Genomic DNA, 22,653 nt, shown 5'->3' with positions numbered 1-22,653 from the left:
ACACAGATTAATCGGGTAATGCATCAGCTGCTCAGCAGCACTAACGGCGCACTTGAGGCCGCCTCATCCAGCGCGATGTAATCGCCAATCGTCACGGTTTCGCCACTCCATAAGTTGCGATAGTGGCGATGGGCGAGTGACTCGGGCAGTACCACTTCGGTTTGCGTCCACTGCGCGTTGTCAAAACTCAGGCGCGGCAGAATCACCAGCAGCGCGTGATTACTGTCCTGACGCGCAAAGGCGATGACTTTCTCCTGATGCTCGCCGCTGACGTCTAGCGGCTGATAATCGCCCACGCGGAACAGCTGCGGATAATCGCGGCGCAGATGCAGAAGGCGTGCAATCACCTGTTGTTTCAGTTTGCCGCTCAGCCAGTTTTGCGCGTCGTTGAAGTCGGGCGAAGCGGACTCTTCCAGCTGCTGCTCCAGCAGCGCGAAGTCCGGCGTGCGGCGGTTGTCGGGATCGACCAGACTGAAATCCAGCGCTTCGCTACCCTGATAGATATCCGGTACGCCCGGCGCGGTGAGTTTAATTACCGTTTGCGTCAGGCTATTGATTAATCCGGCCTGAATAAACGGTTGCAACGCGTGGCTGAAATCGCTGAGGAACAACTGATTGGCCGGTGAAAGCAGATGACGCGCGTAATCCAGCACCGCTTTTTCGTAGGCTTCGTTGCTCTCTGCCCAGTCGGTGCGCAGTTTGGCTTCGCGTAACGCTTTTTCGACAAAAGGAATAAAGCGCTCTTCGAGTTGGCTGGCATCCTGCGGCTGCAAGGTGGTCGGCCACACGCCGGCTAACGCCTGATACAGCATCCATTCCACTGCCGGTTCCGGCGCGGCGCCATCGTCCAGTTCCACTACCTGCGCCTGATTAATCTGCCGCCAGCGCGCTACGTGTTCCGCCCACAGCGCGGGGGCTTCGCTTAGCGTATACAGCCGCGCACGCGCATCTTCACCACGCTTGGTGTCGTGGGTTGAGGTGGATGAGATGCCATCGGGCTGCTGTTGCAGCCGCGTTTGCATCTCACTGTGGAAATGCGCCAGCGAGAAGGCGTGCGGCAGCGGTTCTGCGCCCACTTCATTGATGGCTAACGCGACGTGATTGCGGAAGAACAGCGTGTCTTCCACCGATTTCGCCATCAGCGGTCCGGTCAGCTGCTGGAAGCGCATGCGGAATTCGTGCGCGTCTTTTTCGCTCTCTTCAGAAACCGCGCCCAGCAGCATCGCCTGCAGCAAACTCAACACCGTTGGCGACGCGCTGTTTTTCACCGTTTCCAGCACCTGTTGCAGCAGCTCTTCGCCCTCAAGCGGCATGCCGTCCTGCTGGCCGTAGGTGCGATACACCGGGAAGGCGATGAGGATTTCGCGCAGTGCGACGTGCAGTTCCGCTTCGCCAAGGTTGCGATGTTCGGAACCGGCAATCTGCGTCGCCAGCTTAAGCAGACGCGCAAACTCACCGGCGAAATTGCGGTCAACCATCAATTCACGCGCCACGCGCAGTCCGCCTTCAACGTCGTTGCGTTGTCCGGTGGTGGCTTCATAGGCGAGATGCAGCGTGTCGATCTGCGAATCATCCACCAGCGCGTGCGACAGCGCGGCAATAAATTCGTAGCCGGTGGTGCCGGAAATCGGCCAATCGTCAGGGATCTTTTCCCCTTCGGCGAGGATCTTTTCTACCGTGATATAGCAATCCGGGCCGGTGGCCTGGCGCAGCTGGCGCAAATAGCCTTGTGGATCGGCAAGGCCATCAACGTGATCGACGCGCAGGCCGCTGACCGCGCCCGAGCGCACCAGTTCAAGAATCAGCCGGTGGGAATCGGCAAACACCGCTTCATCTTCAACGCGCACGCCGACCAGACCGGTGATCTCAAAGAAGCGGCGATAAGAGAGCTCGCTGCGTGCATCGCGCCAGCTCATCAAACGCCACGGCTGCTGCTCATGCAGTTCAGCAATCGCTTTGGCTTCAGTCATCGCCAGCACCTCGTCGGCGCGATCCTGCCAGCTGGCGGGCGTCAGCGGGTAAAAGCTGTCGTAATACGCCAACGCGGGATGGCCAGTTTGCGGATGCGCTTTAATGCTCAGCTCACCGTTTTCCAGCACGTTCTCGAAGCTGTCGCCGAGAAACGGCAGCGTCAGGCGGCGCGTCCAGTCGATATCAAAATGATTGGCATAGCGGCTGCTCTCGCCATACTCGATCACATCACGCCACCAGGCATTCTCCAGCGAGGCCGCCATATGGTTTGGCACGATGTCGAGAATCAAGCCGATCTCCGCGTCCTGCAACGCCTCAACCAGACGATTAAAGCCGTCGCGGCCGCCAATCGCCGGTTCGATCTCATTAGCATCGATGACGTCGTAACCGTGGGTGGATTCGGCGGTGGCGCTAAATATCGGCGACGCGTAAAGATGGCTGATGCCAAGGCGTTGCAGATAGGGCACCAGCGCCGCGGCGCGATCAAACGTCATGCCGTTGCGAAACTGAATGCGATACGTCGCGGTTGGAATACTCATTTTGTTGCTCCCTGATCCAAACGCACCACGATGGCGTTTTGTGATAATGCTTCAGTTTCTTGCGGCCAGGCGAAAATCGTGCGACCTGGCGTGGCGGGTAAAGGTTGCGTCTGCTTGCCGATATTCAGCGCCAGCGACAGTTCGCCCTGTGGGAAATGCCAGCTGACTGCCACAAAGCCTTCAGCGGTGGCGAGCACTTTGCCGCTGTTGCCGCCCGCATCGGCCAGCAGCGGCACGATATATTGCTGACGCAGCGCCAGCAGCTCGCGCGTGAGCGCCAGCCAGCTCTGGCCTTCAGACGTTTGTAACTTATCCCAGTCAAGTTTTGAGCGGGTAAAGGTCTGCTCGGCGTTAGGATCCGGCACCTCTTCGTCATGCCCGGCGTGCCCGGTGAACTCCTTCGCGCGCCCTTCACGCACCGCTTTGGCCAGATCGCCGTGGAAATCGGTGAAGAACAGGAAGGGATTCGTTTCGCCATACTCTTCGCCCATAAATAGCAGCGGAATATGCGGCGACAGCAGCAGCGTCGCCAGCAGCACTTTGGTGCGATCGCTGCCCGCCAGGCTGATCAAACGATCGCCCTGCGCGCGGTTACCCACCTGATCGTGGTTCTGGATGAAATCAACAAACGCCACCGGCGGCTGGCTGGCGCTCGGCACGCCGCGCCGCTGCCCACTCTGCGGTGAAAGTTCGCCCTGGTAAGCAAAGCCTTCAGTCAGTACGCGCGCCACCAGCTTCTCCGGCACGTCGGCGAAATCTTCGTAATAGGCGTGTGTTTCACCGGTTGCAAACACGTGCACCGCGTTGTGGAAATCATCGTTCCACTCACCGGTAAACAGCGGTGCGTTGCCCTGTTTGTCACGCGGATGCAGGAAGATAACGTTGCGGCAATCTTCGGTGGTGAGATGAATAGGGCGCTCGGGAATTTCCTGACGGATGCGTTCGGCAATCTCAATCAGCGCATGCTTACTGGAGCTGTCTTCAATCTGGTCAATGGCATCAAAACGCAGGCCATCAAGATTAAATTCCTGCAGCCAGTAGAGCGGTGCTTCGACAATGTAGCGCCGCACAGCATCGACATCATATGCAATGCCCGCGCCCCATGGCGTCATGCGTTCCTGGTGGAAAAACGCTGGTGCCAGCAGCGGCAGGTAGTTGCCTTCCGGACCAAAGTGGTTGAGCACGATATCCAGCACCACCGACAAACCGTGCGCGTGCGCGGCATCGATAAAGGCTTTGAAATCATCCGGCGATCCGTAAGCCGCATGCGGAGCGTAGAGCAGCACGCCGTCGTAGCCCCAACCGCGATTGCCACCAAACTGCGACACCGGCAGCACTTCCAGCTGCGTGATGCCTAATTCGGCCAGCCACGGCAATTTAGCTATCGCCGCCTGGAAAGTGCCTTCGGGCGTGAAGGTACCGATGTGCATTTCATACACCACCGTTTCATGCCACGGACGACCTTGCCATTCGGTGTGCTGCCAGCGATAGCTTTGCGGATCGACCACCAGTGAAGGGCCGTTAACATCAGCCTTTTGCGCACGCGCGGCGGGATCCGGCACCACCGTCCCATCGTCCAGCACAAAGTTATACTCTGCACCGGGCGCCACGCCGCTGACTTGCAGCTCAAACCAACCGTCGCCTGCGTCGAACATGGCGGTGTCGTTATCGGCAAGTCTTAAGGTGATGTGCTGCTGCCCTGGTGCCCAAACACGAAAACGGACGCTGTCATCAGCAAGAATCTCAGCGCCCCAGGATTTTTCAAATGATCTGAATTCCATTCAATTGCCTCGTTTAGCCCACGCAGGGGCAATGGACGACATCAAGCGATTCGCTACTGGCTGAAAACGATAAATAATTTGGGATGAAAGTTAGGTCGGACAACAAATCATAGTCGATATTTTGGCGTTTTCTGGCGCGCGCGAGAGGATTTCAGGTGGGTTTAAGAAATAATCGAATAAGCGGGGGATTTTTACGCTTCGGTTAGATGAGGTCGCCATGAATGGCGTAATGCTGCTCAGTTAAGCGCCGAGCGACTTTCGTTCGCCCTATGCTGAGGCAGTTGCAGTGTCTTCGTGCGGCGACCGAGCAGAGGACGCCTGGCCGCGCCCTCTGCACTCCCGGGCCTTGCGCCAGCCCAACCCGCCGCTGCGCGGTGCCTTCACTCATTCACAATTCCTGACGGACCGGCGGCGATTCGCTCCTGCTCAGCGCCGCCTCTCGCCGCATCCCTGCGGCTCGCCCTGGAATCCCTCATTCGTTCAGCGGATTGGGATGTCGCCTCAACATCCGCGCTGCCGCAGTCGTGCGTATTCTTAACTCAAAATCGCTTTAAATCCGACTGCGACCTTTGTTAATGCCGACTCGAACCTAAGCCGGTTTATGCTTGACCTTACGTTTACGCAATTTATCGATCAAACGATGCGCTTCCGCTTCTGTTGCCACCGCAGGCGATGAACCTTTCAGCGGTTTGCGTGCCGTTTCACTCAAGGTTAAAACCGTCAGCAAACCAATAATCCCGGCACCGATCATGTAATACGCCGGCATCAGATTATTGTGCGTGGTATCCACCAGCCATGCGGTAATCAGCGGCGTGGTGCCACCAAATAGCGAAACCGATAAGTTAAAACCAATTGCCAGCGCGCTATAACGAATATCGGTGACAAATAGCGCCGGTAACGTTGCCGGCATGGTGCCGCTGAAACAAGTATGCAATAAGCCCAGAATCGCCAGTCCGGCAAACACCAGCAGCATATTGCCGGAACCAATCAACATGTAGCTCGGAATTGCCAGCACGATTAAGCCCAACGCGCCTAAACCAATCACCGGACGGCGACCAATGCGGTCGGTGAGATATCCCCACATTAACGTCAGCGGCATCATGATAAACATAATCACCATCACCAACATCAGGCCGGATAGTTCACTCATTCCCAGCACGCCAGTTAAATAGCTCGGCATATAGGCGGTCAGCATATAATTGGAGACGTTGAACAACAGCACCAGACCAATACATTTCAGCAGCGGTTTACGTTGATCGCGCAGTATCTGCCACACGCTAAGGCGCGGCTTGTTGTGCTCCATCTCTTCGCGCTTATCCATGTGATCTTTAAACGCGGGCGTCTCTTCCAGCTTTAAGCGGATATACAAACCGAACAGACCCAACGGCGCGGCGAGGAAGAACGGCACACGCCAGCCCCAATCCATCATGGTTTGATGCGGTAAGAAAGCGATCATTGCTGTCACCAGACTGGCGCCCAGCAGATAGCCACCCAGCGTACCGAACTCAAGGAAGCTACCCATAAAGCCGCGACGTTTGTCGGTGGAGTATTCCGCGATAAAGGTCGCGGCACCGCCATATTCACCACCGGTGGAGAACCCTTGCAGCAAGCGCGCCAGCAGCAGCAGAATCGGCGCAGCGATACCAATGCTGGCATAGCTCGGAATCAGACCGATACAGAAAGTACCGATCGACATCATGATCATGGTTAACGCCAATACCTTCTGACGTCCAATGCGGTCGCCGAGTGGACCAAACACCATGCCGCCAATCGGACGCACCAAAAACGCCGCGGCGAAAGTACCGAACGAAGCGATCAGCTGCGCGGCAGCGCTGGCATCGGCGAAGAAGACCTGGCCAATGATCACGGCGAGATAGCTGTAAACGCCGAAGTCAAACCACTCCATCGCATTACCCAATGCGGCGGCACCGACCGCGCGTTTCAGCAATTTGTTGTCGATAACGGTGATGTCATCAACGGTCAAGCCACTGGCTGTGGCTGAGTGTGTTGTATCCGTTCCTGTGCTCATAAATTCCCCAGTTGAGAAAATGGCGCGATCTTATAGCTTTCGCAGCCGTAATTTCATAAATGGAAAAGAAAGCTATAAGAGGCAGAAGAAGCGCAAACCCTAGTAAAGATTTTAACATCTCGCAAGTTGGCAGGATAAAACACGGCTAGATAGGACGGTTGAGGGAGGTCGCCATGGATGGCGACCGTGAATGTAGATGATCAGCCCGGCCCCTCACTACCGGCCGCCAGCAGCGGCACAATCACATCGCTGATTGGTGTGGGAATACCGCGCGCCCGGCCATAACGCTGCACGACGCCGTTGCGGATGTCCCACTCCAGCGGACGGTCGGCCTGGCGGTCGGCAAGGATCGAGGTGCCTAAATCAGTCGGTGCGCGGTGGAAGCGTTCTACAATCTCCTGCGGCACCTCATCGTTTAACGCGGCACCTTCAGCGCGCGCTACCGTCAGGCACTCCTGCAAATAGGCCAGCGCCAGCGCGCTGATGTCTTCGCGCTGGAACATACCCGCACGACGATTCGACAGCACCATCAAACCGGCAACCGCGTTTTGCAGCAGTTTGCGCCAGGCAATGGTCAGGAAATCGGCGGAGAGATCGACCGCGCAGCGCGTGTCGCGCAGTGCCGCAACCACCAACTCAGCGTGCGGCGTTTCCGGCAGCGTCAGGCGCGGCTTTTCTCGCAGCCACACCGAGGCGTCCGGTTCGCGCTGGGCCGGGAACCACACCACCGACGGCAGCACGGTCGCGCCATTGACATAGGGCGCGAGTTGGCTTTTCTGCTCCACGCCATTCTGCAGCGCGCACACCACGGTATTTTCATCACACAGCGCCGCCAGCCATGGCGCGGTATCCTCAACCTGGGTGGTTTTCACCGCCACAAACACCAGATCGAACGGTTGCGCGATCTCGGCGGGATTGGTGAGCACCGGGCCGGGAACAATAATTTTGCCGCTGTCGTGACGCAACTCCAGCTGCGGATGTGCGGTACGCCCGCAAATCGTGGGCGTGCGTCCAGCTTCATGCAGCGCTGCCGCGATGGTAGTGCCAATCGCGCCCGGTCCAATAAGGGCGATGGTGGGATTCTCAGACATCTTATTAAGCTCCTGATTATCAAAATGCTTGCAGGGATCGTAGCGGCGCAATTCAATGCGCGATAAATCGCGCCGCTACGGGATAGGCTTTGATTGGAAAGCGTACGATGACCTTAATTGTTTAGCAGCGAAGAATAGCCGTTTACAGCACAGTTATGTGCTTTTTCCGCAGCAGTTGGCACATTTCGTCATCGGGTTGAGCATCAACGATCAAGGTGCTGGCCAGTGATAATTCGCCGATGGCAAACGCCGAAGCGGAATTCAGCTTCTCATTCGACACCATTACCACCGTTTCCGCCGCGCGTGCGGAAAGCGCACGTTTCACCCCGGCCTCTTCGTAGTTGCCGGTGGTTAATCCCGCCGTTTTGTGCACGCCGGTCACGCCCATGAAGAACAGATCGGCATTAATCCGCGCAATGCCTTCCAGCACCGCCGCACCCACCGCCACCACCGAATGGCGATAGAGCAGGCCGCCAATCATGATCACGTCAACCTGCGGATAATCCACCAGCGCCACGGCGATGCCTGGGCTGTGCGTCACCACGGTAAATGCCAGGTCCGGCGGCAGCAATTTCACCATCTCGGCGGTGGTAGTGCCGCCATCGATAATCACGACCTGGCCGGGCTGGATTAGCTGGACCGCTTTCTGCGCGATAAGGCGTTTAGAGCTAATCTGCACGCTTTTGCGTGTTTCAAACGGTGCGATAGCGGCAGAAACCGGCAGCGCACCGCCGTGTACACGTTGCAATAATCCTTCGGCGGCTAACTCACGCAGATCGCGGCGGATTGAGTCTTCCGACACCGCGAAACGCTGGCTGAGCTCGCTCGACATCACCTGTTTTTCTTCGGCCAGAATGGCGAGGATGTGCTGTTTACGTTGGCTGGAGAGCATCATTTTCTCATTCATGTTTTTGCTTGTATCTGCACGATTATGCATGTTAGCGTAGATTTTGTCATCAAGAATCGGGTAAACGTGCAAAAAAACGCGAGCCTTAAACATCGAACCTCTGGAGAAGCCCAATGTTAATTCTTATCGCAGGACCGGTACGCAGCGGCACCAATGGCAATGAAGTGTTAATTCATGAAAACATTAAGAAATTAGACCAGATTGCCCTGCAGGTCTACCAGCGCGGACATACGCCGGTGATTGGTGAGTGGCTGGCGTTGCCGCTGGCGAGCGCCGCCGGTTCGCAGACAATTGGCGATGAAATCAGTGAATCTTTTCTCTATCCGGTGGCGCATCGTTTGATTCACTGTTGCGATGCTATTTTACGCATTCCGGGCGCGTCGCAGGGGGCTGATAACGATGTGCGGATTGGCAAGGAGCGGGGAATGGCGATCTTTACCCAACTGGATGAGATTCCGGTGATTGAGAGTTAGATTAAGCGTGGTCGCCATGAATGGCGACCCGATAAAAATATCATTTATTACTCGTGATAGATCTGGCTGCGTCCGCCATCAACCAGGATATCGGTGGCATTGATGAAGCGCGCTTCGTCCGAGGCGAGAAATAGCGCGGTATATGCCACTTCCTGCGGTTCACCAATTCGTTTGCACGGTAGCAAAGCGGCCTGCCGTTCACGCTCGGCTTGCGGATCGGGACAGCTTGCCAGCCAGGCTTCAGCGGCGGGCGTCATGATCAAACCCGGAGAAATGCTATTAATGCGAATGCCCTGGCTGGCGTACTCCACGCCCAGCGAACGCGTGAGGCCAATCAAACCGTGCTTGGCAACCGGATAGGGAAACGCGCCGGGAATGATTTTGTGCCCATGTACCGACGCGACGTTAACGATATTGCCGTACTGGCGCGCCAGCATGCCCGGCAGCACGCTGCGGATCAGGTTGTAGGGTCCTTTCAGATTGACCTCCATACAGCGCTGCCAGTCGTCATCTTCCAGTGCCAGCGGATCGCGAAACACATTCACGCCCGCGCAGTTGATCAGAATATCAATCGGGCCCAGCGCTTGCTGCGCTTCGCTCACCCCCCGCTGCACCTCCTCGGGTTGCGTGACATCTGCGCTATAGGCAATACAGTGTTGGCCACTTTGCTGCTGCAACTCTGCCGCCAGCGCTTCGGTGGTTTCACCGTCAAGATCGAACAGCGCCACGCGAGCACCTTGTTGCGCAAACAGTGTAGCGATTGCGCTGCCTATGCCGCTGCCAGCACCGGTGATAATCGCGGTTTTATTAGCTAATCGTGATGACATAATCGCCTCCTTATGAAGATGCCGGTAATGCCAGCCAGTCTGGGAAGTACAACGTGCGCTCGCCGTGCTGCACAGTAATCATTGGCCATTCGCCACTGCGCGTTAAGGCTTCGCAGCCCTCAGCGGTAAGTAAAAAGGTATCTTCGCTTTTTACGCCGCTGAGCGTGGGATTCCACGCCACGGCAATATCAGAGTGAATATCGCCGCGCGTATCTGGCGTTAGGATCACGTCGCGGCAACCATAACCCGCCGGGCCGCCCTGATGATGATCGCGCCACGCATCGCCATGTCCGTGCCGCTGATAGGCATCTTTAATTGCCTGAAATAGCGTTGACCAGCTTTGGCCCGGCTGCGTTGCACAGAGAATATCGGCGTGGATCTGGCACAAGGTGTTGAGGTGCTGGCGTAACGCGGGACCAGGTTCGCCGATATGCACTAACCGCGTCAGGCTCACGTGCAGCCCGTGGCGCTCGGCGCCGAGCGTGATCAGCATGTGTTGTTGCAGCCTTTTCTGCGTGGGCACCGGATGTTTGAACGCGCTAATACGCTCATCGGCCGCCACTAAGGTGCACATCGGACGAATACCGCGTGCCAGACAGGCTGCCACAATCTCGGCCTCCACTTGCCATTCCGTCACGCCCGCTTGTAGCTGGCGCGCCACACCTTCAACAATCTGCGCGGCTTCGCGCCCCAACGCTCTAAATCGCTGCTGTTCGCTGCTGTTCAGGCCCTGTCGCAGTGCGACCATCGCTTGTTGAATATCAGACATGCCGTTTTGCGGCGTATCGCTGCCGAATTTGCCCTCAGGCAACAGGGTATTTAACGATTGAAACCACGGATAGCTCAGCGTTTCACAGGCAAACGGCAGCGATTCTTCGGCGAGGATACGCGGCATCTCATTTTCAGGGGCGAGCAGTAGAACCTTGTCCTGCGTGATGAGCAAGCTGGCCACGCCGACTTCGGCGCGTTCCACCACGTAAAAACTGGCACCTTCGGTCAGCCAGGCGATGTTATCGCGCCGGGTAAGCAGCACACCATCGAGTTGCCAGGAGGCAAGTACGCGCTGCAGGCGGGATAATTTTTCACTCATAAGCGTGCTCCTTTTTCTCGCTCTGCTGCCTCTGCAACATCAGTTCAGCGGCGCGATGGGCCACTGCCATCACAATGGCATTGGTGTTGCCGCTGATAATGTTGGGCATCATTGAGGCATCGACCACGCGCAGGCGGTTAACGCCGCGCACGCGCAGGTCGTCGTGTAACACCGCCAGCGGATCGTTATCGTGGCCCATGCGGCAAGTGCCGACCGGGTGATAGCCGGTTTTCACCATGCGTTTGCAGTGTTCGACGATAGTTTCATCTGACGTAATCTCTGCACCGGGGAAGATCTCTTGCTGCACCATCGCGCCGATGGGCGTCGCGGTGATGACCTTACGCGCAAAACGGAAACCGGCGATGGTGCGCGCCAAATCGTCGGGATGACCAAAGATTTGCGTATCGATAATCGGCAAGCTGCTGGCGCTGCTATCGCGCAGCGTGACCTCGCCGGTCGCTTTGGGGCGCAGCAGCAGCGAATTGACGGTAACGCCATGGCCGGGATCGGCGCCCATCACGTCGCGGTCGAGATACACCGTGGGCACGCAAAACATCTGAATCGTTGGCGTGGCCCTGAAATCGAGCGGATCAAAGAAGGCGCAGGTTTCCACGCCGGTGGTGGTGACCGGACCGGTTTTGAACAACATATATTGCAAGCCGGCTTTGACCATCGGCCAGCCACGATCCTGGCCGTAATAGCCAAAGGCACCGTTGGTGCTGGCCACCACCGGCACTTCATAGTGATCCTGCAAATTCTTGCCGACACCCGGCAAATGCTGACGCAGCGTAATGCCATGCTGTTTTAGCTGGGCTTGTGGACCGATGCCGGAGAGCATCAGCAGCTTCGGCGTTTGATAGGCACCGGCAGCCAGAATCACCTCTTTACGCGCGCTGGCACGTTGCGGACGGCCATCCTGTGTGTAGCGTACACCGCTGGCATTTGCGCCCTCGAACAGAATCTCCTCTACCTGCGCGCCGGTGACAATGGTCAAGCGCGCGTCATGGCGCAGCGGCGTAATAAAGGCATCCACCACGCTGCAGCGCTGGCGCGTCTGACCGTTAATGGTGTGCTGCATAAAGCCTACGCCAAACGGATTGCCTGTATTGAAATCCGGCGTGTAAGGAATGCCCAATCCCTGCAGAGTTTTCACATAAGCGCGGCTCAGAGGGCTGAAGTGGCCGAGATGCGACACTTTCATTGGCCCGCCGACGCCGTGATGGGGCGCACCGAGATGATCGTTATCCTCGATGGCGGTAAAGTGCGGTAGCAGCGCATCCCACGACCAGTCGATGCCCTGATTGCCGAGCGCGCTGTTCCAGTCGGCGTAATCCTGGCGATGGCCGCGCATATACACCATCGCATTGACCGTCGAACCGCCGCCTAATACTTTCGCCTGCGGCACAATCACGCCGCGTCCGTTGAGCTGTGGCTGCGGCTCGGTCTGGTGCATGGTGAGGAATTTGTCGCTGGCGAGAAACTTCATGTAACCTGCGGGCATCTTTAGCACCGGGTGATACTCATCGCGCCCGGCTTCCAGCAGCAGCACGCGCGCGTTGCCTTCCGTGACTAACCTGGCGGCGACGATACAACCGGCGCTGCCGCCGCCCACCACAATGTAATCAAACTCTTTCATGGTTCTCTCTTTACTCTGAAGCGACAGAATCTAAACGACGCAGGCGCTGCGCCTCGGGATTATGCTGCTCGCCGGGATCAAGCGGGCTGAGCAGGAAGCACCAGGAAACCAGAGCGCTGATCAAGTACAACGCGGCGTAACCCCACACCACGCCCGAGGTGCCAAACAGTGCGTTGAAGGCGCCATAGAGCGCGGGGCCAAAGAAAGTGGAAAGCCCGGCAGCAAAGCAGTAAATCGCCATCGCGTTACCTTTATCTTTTGGCTGACACAGGGAAGAGAACAGCGCGGCAGCGGGAACATAGCCGCACAAGGTGATGCCATATAAACACGCGCAGATGACGCTGAGGACAAAGCTGCCGTGGCTCCATTGCGGCACAAAATACATCAGCAACATTGAGATGCCGGAGCCGAGTCCACCAAATACCGTCAGCACTTTGCGCCAGCCGATGCGATCGCTGAGCTTTCCGACAATGGGATTAAAACTCATGCCGACTAAACCCATGATGGTGATCAGGCTGAGGTATTCGGTTTGCGTAAATCCGATCTGCTCGGTGAAAAAGCCTGGCAGGAAAATAAAGAAGCCGAAGTAAGGCGTGGTGTTGATGATGCGAACCACGGCAGCCGCGGCGATGCGCGGTTCACGCCACAAAATATCGATGCCGCCCATTAGCGTACGCGCAACGCTCTGCTGACGGTGTTGCTCATCGAGCAACGACTGATAGCCGCTGCGTTCTTTCAGCGCGATCACCATGACCAGCAACCCCAACACAACCAGCCCAAGCGAAAGCCAGAACGTGGCATATTCACCAATCAACTGTATTGAGAAGATCGCCACCAGCGATCCCAGCGTGGGCAAGCCGCCGGTAAACGCCAGCCAGAACCAACCGGTTGCTGAACCGCGCATATCGGCGGGTGCGGCGGCCTGAATCCACACCAGAAAGGCATAGGCAAACATGGGGTAGGCAACGCCGCGCAAACCGTAGGTTAACGCCAGCAAGGCCACACTGTGGGAAGGCAAGGCGATGGCGAGGAACAGCACTTCAAACACAATCCAGATCACACCGCCTGCCAGCATCACTTTGCGCGGGCCAATGAGTGTGGAGAGTGAACCGGCCAGCCACGAACCGAGCGTAACGGTGACGCCGTAGAAAGCGATCACTGCCGCCGCGATATTGAGTGAGAAACCATTTTCATGCAGGTAAGGCGCGAGATAGTTCGACTCTACGCCATCGCCAATCATAAACAGCAATACAGCGACGTAGCCCCAGGCCAGCGCGGGTGGAATGCCGAGGCGGATCAGCCACGGATGGTTTGCAGGTGATGTTGTCATGTTCAATGTCTCTTGAGAGGTGAGGATATTTTTTTGTTATTGGGATGAGCACGAACTTTAAGGCAACGGTAGTGAAGAGGATGGCGAGACCATCACAAAAGACAGTAAACTCTGTTTAGTAAACGGGGCAAATTAGGTGTGATGGAGACAAAATGAAGCCGGTTGGTTTGAACAATTTGCAGGTGCGAAAACATAATAAGGCGCTGTTTATGTCGCTGATGTGGCGGCATAAACAACTCAGTAAATCTCAATTGGCACTCCTCAGCGGCTTAACCATTCCAGCCACCAGCAAAATTTTGCAGGCGCTGCTGGATGAAGGAAAACTGCAACACTCTGAGGCGCTGATGAGCGCACGCGGTAACAGCAATGGCAGTTTTCAGCTGCCATCCAACGGAGCCTGGACGCTGTGTTTATGCGTCAAGCCGAGCAGCATTGAACGGCAACTGGCCGATGCGCAGCTGGTAGCGCAGGGAGAATTTGAGCAAGTCGCTATCAAAGCGGAAACGCCGGAAACATTGCTCAGTGAGATTGAGGCGGTGTGGCGGAAGACCTGCAAACAGTGGCCGAAGCGACGCATTAATCTGGCGCTGGCAGTGCATGGTCAGGTCGATCCGGTCACCGGTGTGTCACAGCATATGCCGCAAGCCGCGTGGAAAACGCCGTTGCAGTTAAAATTTCTGCTGGAGGAGAAGCTCGGCGTGGAAGTGCGTGTGGATAACGACTGCGTGATGCTGGCGCTGGCTGAGAAGTGGTTAAATCGCAATGCGCTCAGCGAATTCTGCGTCATCAATGTGGATTACGGCATCGGCTCATCATTTGTGATCAACGGTGAGATTTTTCGCGGCAATTTGTACGGCAGCGGACAAATCGGCCACACCATCATTGAGCCGAACGGTCAGCGCTGCAGTTGCGGCCGTCAGGGTTGTCTGGAAACGGTGGCCTCACTCAGCACCTTAAAACAGGCGGCTCATCAGCGCGATCCCGAAGCGCCGCAGCCCAGCAGCACGCAGTTATTGCAAGCGTGGCAAGCGGGCGAACCCTGGATTGTAGCGTGGGCACAGCGCGCCGCCGAAGCGATTGGTATGAGCTTATATAATTTTCTCAACACGCTGAATATTAATCAGATTTGGTTATATGGTCGCAGCTGTACCTTTGGTGACAGTTGGTTGCAGACCATTGTGCGGCAGATCGATTTCAATCCGTTCGATCCGCGTGATGCGTTGAAAAGCAAAGGCACCAATGTGCATTTTGGTCAGCTGGATCGGTCGCGGCAGGTGCTGGGGATTGGTTATTTGTATGTGGAGGCGGAACCCAGTGCGGCTTGAGAGCGTGGTCGCCATAAATGGCGACCTACAAAATAGCTTTCAGACCTGCGCCATACCGCCATCGACGAATAGCTCAGCGGCGTTAATAAAGCTGGAAGCATCGGACGCTAAAAACGCCACCACTTTGCCAATTTCGCGAGGTTCGCCAAGACGACCTAACGGCACCTGCGCCGCCAGCGCATCAAACAATCCTTGCTGCTGATCTTCCGGCACCAAACCACCCAAACCTGGCGTGCGCACCGGGCCGGGACTCACAACGTTAACGCGAATACCGCGATCTTTCACATCCAGCGCCCACGAGCGGGCAAAGTTGCGCACTGCGGCTTTACTGGCGCTGTATACGCTGAATCCGGCAGTACCCTGAACCGATGTGGTGGACGAGGTGAGGATCACCGAGGCATTGTCACTCAGTAGTGGCAACGCCTTCTGCACGGTAAACAGCACGCCGCGCACGTTGGTGCCAAAGATACGGTCAAAATGCTCTTCGGTGATGGCGCCAAGCGGCAGCATGTCGCCGCCACCGGCGTTGGCGAACAGGATATCGAGGCGGCCTGCTTGTTTGGCGATTTCTGCGTAAACGTTGTCGAGGTCGCTTAGCACCGCAGCATCAGCGCGAATACCGCTGGCGCTGGCACCGATGCTGGCGACTGCCTCATCAAGCTCCGCCTGACGACGACCGGTGATAAACACGCGAGCGCCTTGTGTCGCCAACTCCTGCGCGGATGCCAGACCAATGCCAGTTGTGCCGCCGGTTACCAATGCGATTTTGCCGTTGAGTGCATTCATGATTGCTTCTCCAATGAGTGATGAGGTTTTGATGACTGCGTTGCAGTGCATGACAAGCAATCTATCTTCACGGCGTTTGCTGATAAATGGTGTAAAATCGAAATGACTATTTCTGTGTGTGGATAATTAAAGGCGGCGGAAAACAGCATGGATCAGTTATTGGCGATAAAGGCCTTTGCGCGCGTCGTCGAAGCGGGCAACTTTACGCGTGCGGCGGATTCTCTTGATATGCCGAATGCCACGCTGAGCAAACTGGTGCAGGAACTGGAAGCGCATCTCGACGTTCGCTTGCTGCAACGCACCACGCGGCGCGTCACGGTGACGCCAGAAGGGCGCGATTACTATGAAAAAGCGCTGCGCATCGTGCGCGATTTGGAAGATATCGATCACTCGTTTAATGCGGAAAGCGCCAAACCTGGCGGCTATCTGCGTATTGATATTGGCGGCTCAACCGCGCGCGATGTGTTGATTCCGGCGCTGCCCGATTTCATTGCCCGCTATCCGGACATTCGTATCGATCTTGGCGTTGCGGATCGCGCGGTGGATTTGATCAGCGGTAACGTCGATTGCGTGATACGCGGCGGTCCGCTTAGCGATTCGTCGCTGGTGGCGCGTCATTTGGGGGATGCGGAGATGATTACCTGCGCCGCGCCGGGCTATCTGAAAACCTATGGCGTACCGGCTTATCCGCAGGAGCTGAAAAATGGACATCGCATGGTGAGCTATTTGTCACCGCAGAGCGGCAGGGCGTTTCCGTTTCGTTTTACCCAGGGCGAAGAGCAGCTTGAGATTAAGAGTGAGCATCGGATTGGCGTCAATGAAAGTAACGCGCATTTGGCGGCAGCGGTTGCGGGTTTAGGGATTATTCAGACCTTCCGCTATGCAGCGGCAGCAGATTTACAGGCAGGGAAATTGGTTGAGATTCTGGCGGCGTGGCGTCAGGGGAATTATCCTTTTCATGTGGTTTATCCGCAGAATCGTCATCTTACGCAGCGATTACGGGTGTTTATCGGATGGCTGAGGGACGTGTTTCCTGAACGATTGAACGGGTAGAGCGGGATCGCCACGAATGGCGACCCCAAAGATGATTACAGCGTGCCGGTGCCGCCATCAGAGCACCACACCTGGCCGGAGGTGAAGCTGTTTTTCACATCGGCAAACGTGACGTACAGCGGGGCGATTTCAGCCGGTTGTCCCGGACGACCCAGCGGTGCGGATTCACCGAACTTCTCCACTTTCTCTTGCGGTTGTCCGCCGCTCACCTGGAGCGCGGTCCAGTACGGGCCAGGCGCAACCGCGTTGACGCGAATCTGCTTTTCACCCAGCTGTTTCGCAAGCGCTTTGGTAAACGCGACAATCGACGCTTTGGTCTGCGCATAATCCAGCAGGATCGCGCTTGGCTGATACGCCTGCACCGACGAGGTGTTGATGATGGACGATCCAGCTGGCAGATATTTCAGCGCCGCTTTGGTGATCCAGAACATCGCATAGACGTTGGTCTTAAAGGTGGCGTCAAAATCTTCAGTAGAGAGTGTCAGGATGGATTCATTAAACTGCTGACGTCCGGCGTTATTCACCAGAATATCCAATCCGCCTAGCTGCTCAGCAGCCTGATCCACCAGCTTCTGACAGAACTCTTCCGAACGAATATCACCCGGAATCGCCACCGCTTTGCGGCCTTCAGCTTCAATCAGTTTTACCACTTCTGCCGCATCAGCCTCTTCTTCCGGCAGGAAGTTGATGGCGACATCAGCGCCTTCGCGGGCATAAGCAATTGCCACGGCGCGGCCAATACCGGAATCACCGCCGGTGATGAGCGCTTTACGACCGGTCAATTTACCGGTACCACGATAGCTGGTTTCACCATGATCGGGACGGGGATCCATTTTGCTCGCCAAACCCGGCATCGGTTGCGTCTGCTTTTTAAATGGCGGAACCGGATACGTTTCAGTAATAAGGGTTTTATTTGTGGTTTGCGATGTCATATATATCTCCTTGTCGCATGGGGTGAATAAACTAAGCCTGGCATAAATGTGATGTTTGTCACGTTAGAAAGTGAGCAATCAGATTTATTAAGACGAAACGGTAAACGAAAGAGGTTTAGAAAGTGGCAGCAGTAACGTGAGGTAATTAACAATATTTATCGAGGTGCGACTGCAGAAGGGGATAATGCTTAGGGCGTCCGTGCCCTGGCGGATTTCCAAGGTGCTATGTGCTATTTAAAACATGGTTGGCTACTTCTTGCCGCCTTTCTTACCTGCTTCTGATGCTTTAGCGGGGTCATCTTTGAAACTACCACCGCTTTTTTCTCCGCCTTTTTTACCGGCTTCTGATGCTTTCTTTTTATCGTCAGCAAAATTACCGGAACCGCCTCTATGCTCAGCCATAAAACATCCTCTCGTGAGTTGTTGTTGCATGGCGGAAATAAGGGCTTCAACGCCATGCCCGTGCTGCAATTTAAGATTAGCGAGGTTCGGATTAATCACAAGCGGAGCGGAAGTGATTATTTATTGCTCGCTGGCGGGATGTTAATAAAATAAGTGCCGCTATAGGGAATGGGTAAGAAATCACGAAAAATCTGCTGCAGGGTCTTTTCGGGTTCCAGGTCCGCAAACAGCTGTGGATAGAGTGTTTTAGCCATAAATTCTGTCGCCGCAATGTGCCACGGACTGAGGTAGAAATTCATCCAGATCACCGCCGAGTGACCATTTTTCAATGCCGATAATTCGCGTAAACCGTTTTGCTGCGCGGTGAGCTGTTTGAAACTAGTCAGCACGGTTTCGGGTGCCACGTCTGGCCCTAATTTCAGTAAGCCCTGCGAGGCGTTATCGCCAAAGCCGGTAGCAAAATAGTACTGCGGCTGAGCGGCAATCACGCTCTCTTCACTCAGGCGACCAAACACGCCGTGCTGGGTTTTGTTGGCGATATTGTCGCCGCCCGCCGCGTTGAGTAATTCGCCGAGGCTGCCGTTGATCGCCGTCACGCAACATTCGTTACGGCGTCCAAGATGCAGTTGCAGCAGCACCGACGGTTTCGCGCCCTGATAGCTGGCTAAGCGATCATAAATTACCTGCATATGCTGCTGGTAGAAACGATTAAACGCTTCTGCCCGCGCCTGCTGATTCAGCACTTCGCCAAATATCTCCACGCTACGGCGGGTGTTTTTCAGCAGATGCACGCGCAGATCGATCTTCACCACCGGAATGTGCGCCGCTTTCAGCATGGTGACAAGGCGCAGGTCGGCATCATCGTAGCGTGCCAGACTCGGCAAAATCACCACGTCCGGTTTCAGCGCCAGAATCTGCTCGGGATTGATGGCGTTCGGCCCGCCAGCACCCAGCGACGGGATTTTCAGCATCTGGGGAAAGTGACGGGCAAAACTGTTCCAGGTTTGGCTGTCGTACTTCTTCAGATCCTGCGGCCACGCCACAATGTGCTGAAACGGATCGCCAGGCTCCAGTAACGCCAGCGTATACAGCATGCGGCTTTCACCCAGCACGATACGCTGCGGACGATCGGGGATCTCAACGCGATTGCCGTCGATATCGGTGATGGTTTTTGCTGAGGCCACGCTGCTGAGCACCAGCAGAAAACAGGCCAGCACCACCAACATCGGGCCGGACAAGCCTGGCGCACGTCGTACAAATATCGAATCAGAATTCAACGCTGGCCTCGAGCATCAGGTTGCGGGTTTCTCCTTCACGCACGCGCAGATTGCCGCCGCTGGAGGGGTAATAATGTTTGTTGAACAGGTTATTCAGATTGAGCTTCAGCTGGGTTTTCTCGCCAAACAACTGGTTGTTCCAGGCGACAAAGCTGTCCGCTACCACATAATCGGGCAGGGTAAAGCTGTTTTCCGGATCGCCGGCGCGCGTTCCCACATAGCGCGCACCGCCGCCTACGCGGAAATCGCCCGGAATGCCGGAGATCGCCAGATTATGGCTCAGATAGAGCGCGCCTGCGTGGCGCGGCGCATTCTGCAGGCGATTGCCGTTATTAGCCGCGTTAACACCGTCATCCACGATCTCGGCTTTGTCGTAGCTGTAGTTGGCGCTGAGATCCCAGCCCGGCAGCACTTCGCCATTTAACTCAAATTCCGCGCCGCTGGAGCGCGCTTTATTGATGGCGCGCGTGGTGCCGTTAATGCTTAGTGACATATCGCGCTCGTTGATGCGATACAGCGCGACGCTGGCAAACAGCTTCGGTGAAATCTGCCACTTGCTGCCGACTTCCCATGTGGTGCCCTGTTCCGGTTTACCGACGTTGCCATCATCATCAACATCGGTCGATGGAGTGAAGGATTTACTCACGCTGGTGTAGAGCGAAACGTCCGGCGTCACTTTGTAGATCAAACCGGCCTGCGGCAGGAATTTGTTGCCTTCGCTGTCCAGCGTTTGCACCACCGGATCAAAACCTTTCGAGGCGCGTTGCTCGTAATGCTGATAGCGTCCGCCCAGCACTGCAATCCAGTTTTCCGTCAGGCTGATGCTGTCTTTGGCATAGATTGAACGGCTGTGCGTGCGGTTGAGGTTATTGGCATTGGCGCTGTTTTCGGTGCTGCTGTTGGTAACAGGCGACAGAATATCGTACTGCGGATCGGTGAAGTTGAAACCGGTGTTGGCTTTGCCCTGATACTGATGCGCGCGATAGGTTTGGATCATCTCGTAATCGGTGCCCAGCACCAGATCGTGCGTCATCCCAAACACTTGCTGTGAGCCGATCACGTCCCACGAAACGTATTTGGTTTTATGGTTAAAACCGCGATTGGCATCGGCACGACGCGTCACCACGCCAGTGTTAGCATTGACCGCCGTGACGCGCACTTCATTATTATCGTATTGACGCTGGTTCCAGCCGAGCGTGACGCGCGTGCTCCAGTCATCATTAAACTGCCAGTCATAATGGGCGTTGAGGGTTTTGTTGTGGCCCCATGCATGGTTGGCTTTGTCATCCAGACGATCTTTGTAGCCCATATCCAGCGGCTTACCGTTAATGAATGCGGTGCCACGATCGTAAGGAATGTCGTACTGATAATCTGAATAGCTAATCAGGAAGCTGGCTTGCTCACCAAACCACTGCAGCGAGGGCGCGATCAGCGTGTGCTTTTCGCTGCCGAAATTGCGCCAGTAATCCTGATTCTGTTTCTCCGCAATCAGGCGGAAGGCGAAGCCGTTGCCAAGCGGTCCGGTGACATCCACCGTGCCCGCGCCACCGCCTTCACTGGAGGTTCGGCCGCTGACTTTGCTGTGCCACTCATACTGCGGCTTTTTACTTATCACATTGATTACGCCACCCGGATTCTGGATGCCGTACAGCAGCGATGCGGAGCCTTTCAACACTTCAACGCGCTCGGTGGTGGCATCAAAGTTCAAACCCTGGCTGCTGCGCACGCCATCGCGATAGATCGAACCATCCGAGTTGCTGCCAAAGCCGCGACGCACGAAGCCATCTTCAGTGCCGGCCAGCGTGTTGCCTTCCGTAACGCCGCTGACAAAACGCATCGCGTCGGCAAGACTCGACGCCTGATAATCCTCCAGCTGCTGCTGCGTAACCACGCTGACCGACTGCGCCTGGTTAATGCGCGGCGTAGAAGTTTTACCGCCGATCGCGCTATTAGTGACGTTGTAACCTTGTGCGTTATTTTCCTGCGCCGAAACGGTGAGCGTGTTGCTCTCCTCGGCGGCAAAACTGCTGGTGGAACCCCAAATGCTGACGCCGTAAATCGCAGCCAGAATGGCGGGATGGCGTTGAGATTTAAAAGCCGACGGCTTGTTGTTATTCATTCTTTATTAACCTGGTGCAATGCAATTGAGAATCATTCAACCATGTTGTAATGTAGTAGTAAATGGAAATGATTACGAAACCGTTACATTTTTATTATCTTAAATTCATTGGCTTACATCTTAGATCTAAGTAGTAAGTGGGTAATTCACTACAAACCTTCAGTAAAACTCTGACACTTTAAAGAGCAATCAGCAGATGAGTCGATATAGCATTAAAAGTCGTGTGGATTTGCTGGGTGAACGCTATCGGTTGCGCGCACCGACATTATCATCCGGTCTGCAAGCGGTGGCGCGTTACATCCACGACCATCGCGAGGTGGTATTGGATGCCACGGCGCTGGAAATTGCCAGGGCCACTAACACCTCGGATGCGACGGTGGTGCGCGCGGTGCAGGCATTAGGTTTTGCCGGTTTGCGCGATTTAAAAACCACGTTAAACGCTTGGTTTGGACCGGCGATGAACTCTGAAGAGAAGATGAGCGCCACCGTCAGCGAACTGTCGTGCGATATCAATTCCGGCATCGATTTTGTGTTGAGCGGCCATAAACATGCCTGCGATGCGCTGTCCGAACCGCACAATCGTGAAGCCGTCGCCAAAGCGGTAACGCACTTGATTGACGCGCGTCAGGTGGCGCTATTTGGCATTAATGCCTCCGGGATTTTGGCGGATTACAGCGCGCGTCTGTTCACGCGCATTGGTATTCCGGCGGTAACGCTCAATCGCTCTGGGATTGCGCTAGCGGAACAGTTGATTGGGCTGCAACGCGGCGATGTGCTGATTATGATGGCGCAGAAGTCGGCGCATCGTGAAGGCATGACCGCGCTGAAAGAGGCGAAGCGTCTCGGCATGCCGGTGATTTTGCTCACTAATGCGCTTGATTCGGCTTTCGCTAAACAGGCGGATGTCATTATTAACGTGCCGCGCGGTGGCGAGAATGGTCGCATGCCGCTGCACGGAACGGTGTTGGTGTGTCTGGAGATGTTGATATTGTCGGTGGCTTCCGCGACCTCATCGCGTACGGTAAAAACCATGAAGCGTATTCAGGATCTCAATCGATCGCTGAAGCCATCCGGCAAAAAGTAAC

The 22,653-nt window shown here is 55.9% G+C and carries 18 protein-coding genes; 4 read left to right on the top strand and 14 right to left on the bottom strand.

The genetic code is table 11. From position 1 onward, the window contains the following. Positions 1 to 23 precede the first annotated feature (23 nt). The 5 genes from treY to ACYAC5_RS22720 form a co-directional block, all read right to left on the bottom strand. Positions 24 to 2,510, bottom strand: a complete 2,487-nt coding sequence (gene treY, locus ACYAC5_RS22740; protein WP_137387022.1) for a malto-oligosyltrehalose synthase — start codon at positions 2,508 to 2,510, stop codon at positions 24 to 26. Then, complete coding sequence (gene treZ, locus ACYAC5_RS22735; protein ID WP_462063139.1) at positions 2,507 to 4,291, bottom strand: malto-oligosyltrehalose trehalohydrolase; 1,785 nt, start codon at positions 4,289 to 4,291, stop codon at positions 2,507 to 2,509. The genes treY and treZ overlap by 4 nt, the downstream gene beginning before the upstream one ends. A 589-nt stretch (positions 4,292 to 4,880) precedes the next feature. Further along, entirely contained in the window at positions 4,881 to 6,320 is a 1,440-nt protein-coding gene (gene proP, locus ACYAC5_RS22730) for a glycine betaine/L-proline transporter ProP (protein WP_462063138.1), read from the bottom strand. A gap of 200 nt (positions 6,321 to 6,520) precedes the next feature. Then, positions 6,521 to 7,411 (bottom strand): oxidoreductase, encoded by an 891-nt coding sequence (locus ACYAC5_RS22725; protein WP_462063137.1) that lies wholly within the window; start codon positions 7,409 to 7,411, stop codon positions 6,521 to 6,523. Between the two features lie 142 nt (positions 7,412 to 7,553). Continuing rightward, the gene (locus tag ACYAC5_RS22720; RefSeq protein WP_277975338.1) at positions 7,554 to 8,303 is read right to left on the bottom strand and encodes a DeoR/GlpR family DNA-binding transcription regulator; all 750 of its coding nucleotides are present in this window, start codon (positions 8,301 to 8,303) and stop codon (positions 7,554 to 7,556) included. A 128-nt stretch (positions 8,304 to 8,431) separates the two neighbouring features. Here ACYAC5_RS22720 and ACYAC5_RS22715 point away from each other — a divergent pair, with 128 nt between their 5' ends. Next, entirely contained in the window at positions 8,432 to 8,791 is a 360-nt protein-coding gene (locus ACYAC5_RS22715; protein ID WP_277975270.1) for an NUDIX hydrolase, read from the top strand. Positions 8,792 to 8,838: 47 nt separating this feature from the next. Here ACYAC5_RS22715 and ACYAC5_RS22710 read toward each other — a convergent pair whose 3' ends face one another. From ACYAC5_RS22710 to ACYAC5_RS22695, 4 genes are read right to left on the bottom strand one after another with little or no spacing between them, the layout of a single operon-like run. Continuing rightward, complete coding sequence (locus tag ACYAC5_RS22710) at positions 8,839 to 9,618, bottom strand: SDR family oxidoreductase (protein ID WP_277975271.1); 780 nt, start codon at positions 9,616 to 9,618, stop codon at positions 8,839 to 8,841. 10 nt (positions 9,619 to 9,628) lie between these two features. Next, on the bottom strand, positions 9,629 to 10,708 hold the full coding sequence (locus ACYAC5_RS22705) for a M24 family metallopeptidase (RefSeq protein ID WP_277975272.1): 1,080 nt from the start codon (positions 10,706 to 10,708) through the stop codon (positions 9,629 to 9,631). Further along, a complete protein-coding gene (locus ACYAC5_RS22700; RefSeq protein WP_462063136.1) occupies positions 10,701 to 12,344 on the bottom strand; it encodes a GMC family oxidoreductase in 1,644 nt (547 codons plus the stop codon). The genes ACYAC5_RS22705 and ACYAC5_RS22700 overlap by 8 nt, the downstream gene beginning before the upstream one ends. A gap of 10 nt (positions 12,345 to 12,354) precedes the next feature. Then, entirely contained in the window at positions 12,355 to 13,674 is a 1,320-nt protein-coding gene (locus ACYAC5_RS22695; protein ID WP_271460308.1) for an MFS transporter, read from the bottom strand. A 152-nt stretch (positions 13,675 to 13,826) separates the two neighbouring features. Here ACYAC5_RS22695 and ACYAC5_RS22690 point away from each other — a divergent pair, with 152 nt between their 5' ends. Beyond that, a complete protein-coding gene (locus ACYAC5_RS22690) occupies positions 13,827 to 14,999 on the top strand; it encodes an ROK family protein (RefSeq protein WP_192412808.1) in 1,173 nt (390 codons plus the stop codon). A gap of 39 nt (positions 15,000 to 15,038) precedes the next feature. Here the strand turns inward: ACYAC5_RS22690 and ACYAC5_RS22685 are convergent, their stop codons facing one another. Next, positions 15,039 to 15,785, bottom strand: coding sequence for an SDR family NAD(P)-dependent oxidoreductase (locus ACYAC5_RS22685; RefSeq protein WP_462063134.1), 747 nt, complete (start codon positions 15,783 to 15,785; stop codon positions 15,039 to 15,041). Between the two features lie 147 nt (positions 15,786 to 15,932). On the opposite strand from ACYAC5_RS22685, the gene ACYAC5_RS22680 reads away from it, so the two are divergent. Further along, positions 15,933 to 16,838 (top strand): LysR family transcriptional regulator, encoded by a 906-nt coding sequence (locus ACYAC5_RS22680; protein ID WP_462063132.1) that lies wholly within the window; start codon positions 15,933 to 15,935, stop codon positions 16,836 to 16,838. 35 nt (positions 16,839 to 16,873) lie between these two features. Here the strand turns inward: ACYAC5_RS22680 and ACYAC5_RS22675 are convergent, their stop codons facing one another. From ACYAC5_RS22675 to ACYAC5_RS22660, 4 genes are all read right to left on the bottom strand, one after another. Further along, positions 16,874 to 17,770 (bottom strand): SDR family oxidoreductase, encoded by an 897-nt coding sequence (locus ACYAC5_RS22675; RefSeq protein WP_101761337.1) that lies wholly within the window; start codon positions 17,768 to 17,770, stop codon positions 16,874 to 16,876. A 249-nt stretch (positions 17,771 to 18,019) separates the two neighbouring features. Continuing rightward, on the bottom strand, positions 18,020 to 18,172 hold the full coding sequence (locus ACYAC5_RS22670) for a con-10 family general stress protein (protein WP_101761338.1): 153 nt from the start codon (positions 18,170 to 18,172) through the stop codon (positions 18,020 to 18,022). A 116-nt stretch (positions 18,173 to 18,288) separates the two neighbouring features. Further along, complete coding sequence (locus ACYAC5_RS22665) at positions 18,289 to 19,398, bottom strand: ABC transporter substrate-binding protein (protein WP_309837923.1); 1,110 nt, start codon at positions 19,396 to 19,398, stop codon at positions 18,289 to 18,291. A gap of 40 nt (positions 19,399 to 19,438) precedes the next feature. After that, positions 19,439 to 21,568, bottom strand: coding sequence for a TonB-dependent siderophore receptor (locus tag ACYAC5_RS22660; RefSeq protein WP_462063131.1), 2,130 nt, complete (start codon positions 21,566 to 21,568; stop codon positions 19,439 to 19,441). Positions 21,569 to 21,764: 196 nt separating this feature from the next. Here ACYAC5_RS22660 and ACYAC5_RS22655 point away from each other — a divergent pair, with 196 nt between their 5' ends. Then, positions 21,765 to 22,652, top strand: a complete 888-nt coding sequence (locus tag ACYAC5_RS22655) for a MurR/RpiR family transcriptional regulator (RefSeq protein WP_462063130.1) — start codon at positions 21,765 to 21,767, stop codon at positions 22,650 to 22,652. Position 22,653: the final 1 nt, after the last annotated feature.

Source organism: Pantoea sp. y20, from assembly GCF_054903455.1.
The sequence above is the reverse complement of the archived record's forward strand: the minus strand, read 5'-3'. Positions and strand labels throughout refer to the sequence as shown.

Coding starts and splice junctions, on each gene's coding strand:
- ACYAC5_RS22675 (WP_101761337.1), bottom strand. CDS start 17,770: ATGACATCGCAAACCACAAATAAAACCCTTATTACTGAAACGTATCCG.
- ACYAC5_RS22660 (WP_462063131.1), bottom strand. CDS start 21,568: ATGAATAACAACAAGCCGTCGGCTTTTAAATCTCAACGCCATCCCGCC.
- treZ (WP_462063139.1), bottom strand. CDS start 4,291: ATGGAATTCAGATCATTTGAAAAATCCTGGGGCGCTGAGATTCTTGCT.
- ACYAC5_RS22690 (WP_192412808.1), top strand. CDS start 13,827: ATGAAGCCGGTTGGTTTGAACAATTTGCAGGTGCGAAAACATAATAAG.
- ACYAC5_RS22720 (WP_277975338.1), bottom strand. CDS start 8,303: ATGCTCTCCAGCCAACGTAAACAGCACATCCTCGCCATTCTGGCCGAA.
- ACYAC5_RS22710 (WP_277975271.1), bottom strand. CDS start 9,618: ATGTCATCACGATTAGCTAATAAAACCGCGATTATCACCGGTGCTGGC.
- ACYAC5_RS22725 (WP_462063137.1), bottom strand. CDS start 7,411: ATGTCTGAGAATCCCACCATCGCCCTTATTGGACCGGGCGCGATTGGC.
- ACYAC5_RS22680 (WP_462063132.1), top strand. CDS start 15,933: ATGGATCAGTTATTGGCGATAAAGGCCTTTGCGCGCGTCGTCGAAGCG.
- treY (WP_137387022.1), bottom strand. CDS start 2,510: ATGAGTATTCCAACCGCGACGTATCGCATTCAGTTTCGCAACGGCATG.
- ACYAC5_RS22670 (WP_101761338.1), bottom strand. CDS start 18,172: ATGGCTGAGCATAGAGGCGGTTCCGGTAATTTTGCTGACGATAAAAAG.
- ACYAC5_RS22695 (WP_271460308.1), bottom strand. CDS start 13,674: ATGACAACATCACCTGCAAACCATCCGTGGCTGATCCGCCTCGGCATT.
- ACYAC5_RS22715 (WP_277975270.1), top strand. CDS start 8,432: ATGTTAATTCTTATCGCAGGACCGGTACGCAGCGGCACCAATGGCAAT.
- ACYAC5_RS22685 (WP_462063134.1), bottom strand. CDS start 15,785: ATGAATGCACTCAACGGCAAAATCGCATTGGTAACCGGCGGCACAACT.
- ACYAC5_RS22700 (WP_462063136.1), bottom strand. CDS start 12,344: ATGAAAGAGTTTGATTACATTGTGGTGGGCGGCGGCAGCGCCGGTTGT.
- proP (WP_462063138.1), bottom strand. CDS start 6,320: ATGAGCACAGGAACGGATACAACACACTCAGCCACAGCCAGTGGCTTG.
- ACYAC5_RS22655 (WP_462063130.1), top strand. CDS start 21,765: ATGAGTCGATATAGCATTAAAAGTCGTGTGGATTTGCTGGGTGAACGC.
- ACYAC5_RS22705 (WP_277975272.1), bottom strand. CDS start 10,708: ATGAGTGAAAAATTATCCCGCCTGCAGCGCGTACTTGCCTCCTGGCAA.
- ACYAC5_RS22665 (WP_309837923.1), bottom strand. CDS start 19,398: ATGTTGGTGGTGCTGGCCTGTTTTCTGCTGGTGCTCAGCAGCGTGGCC.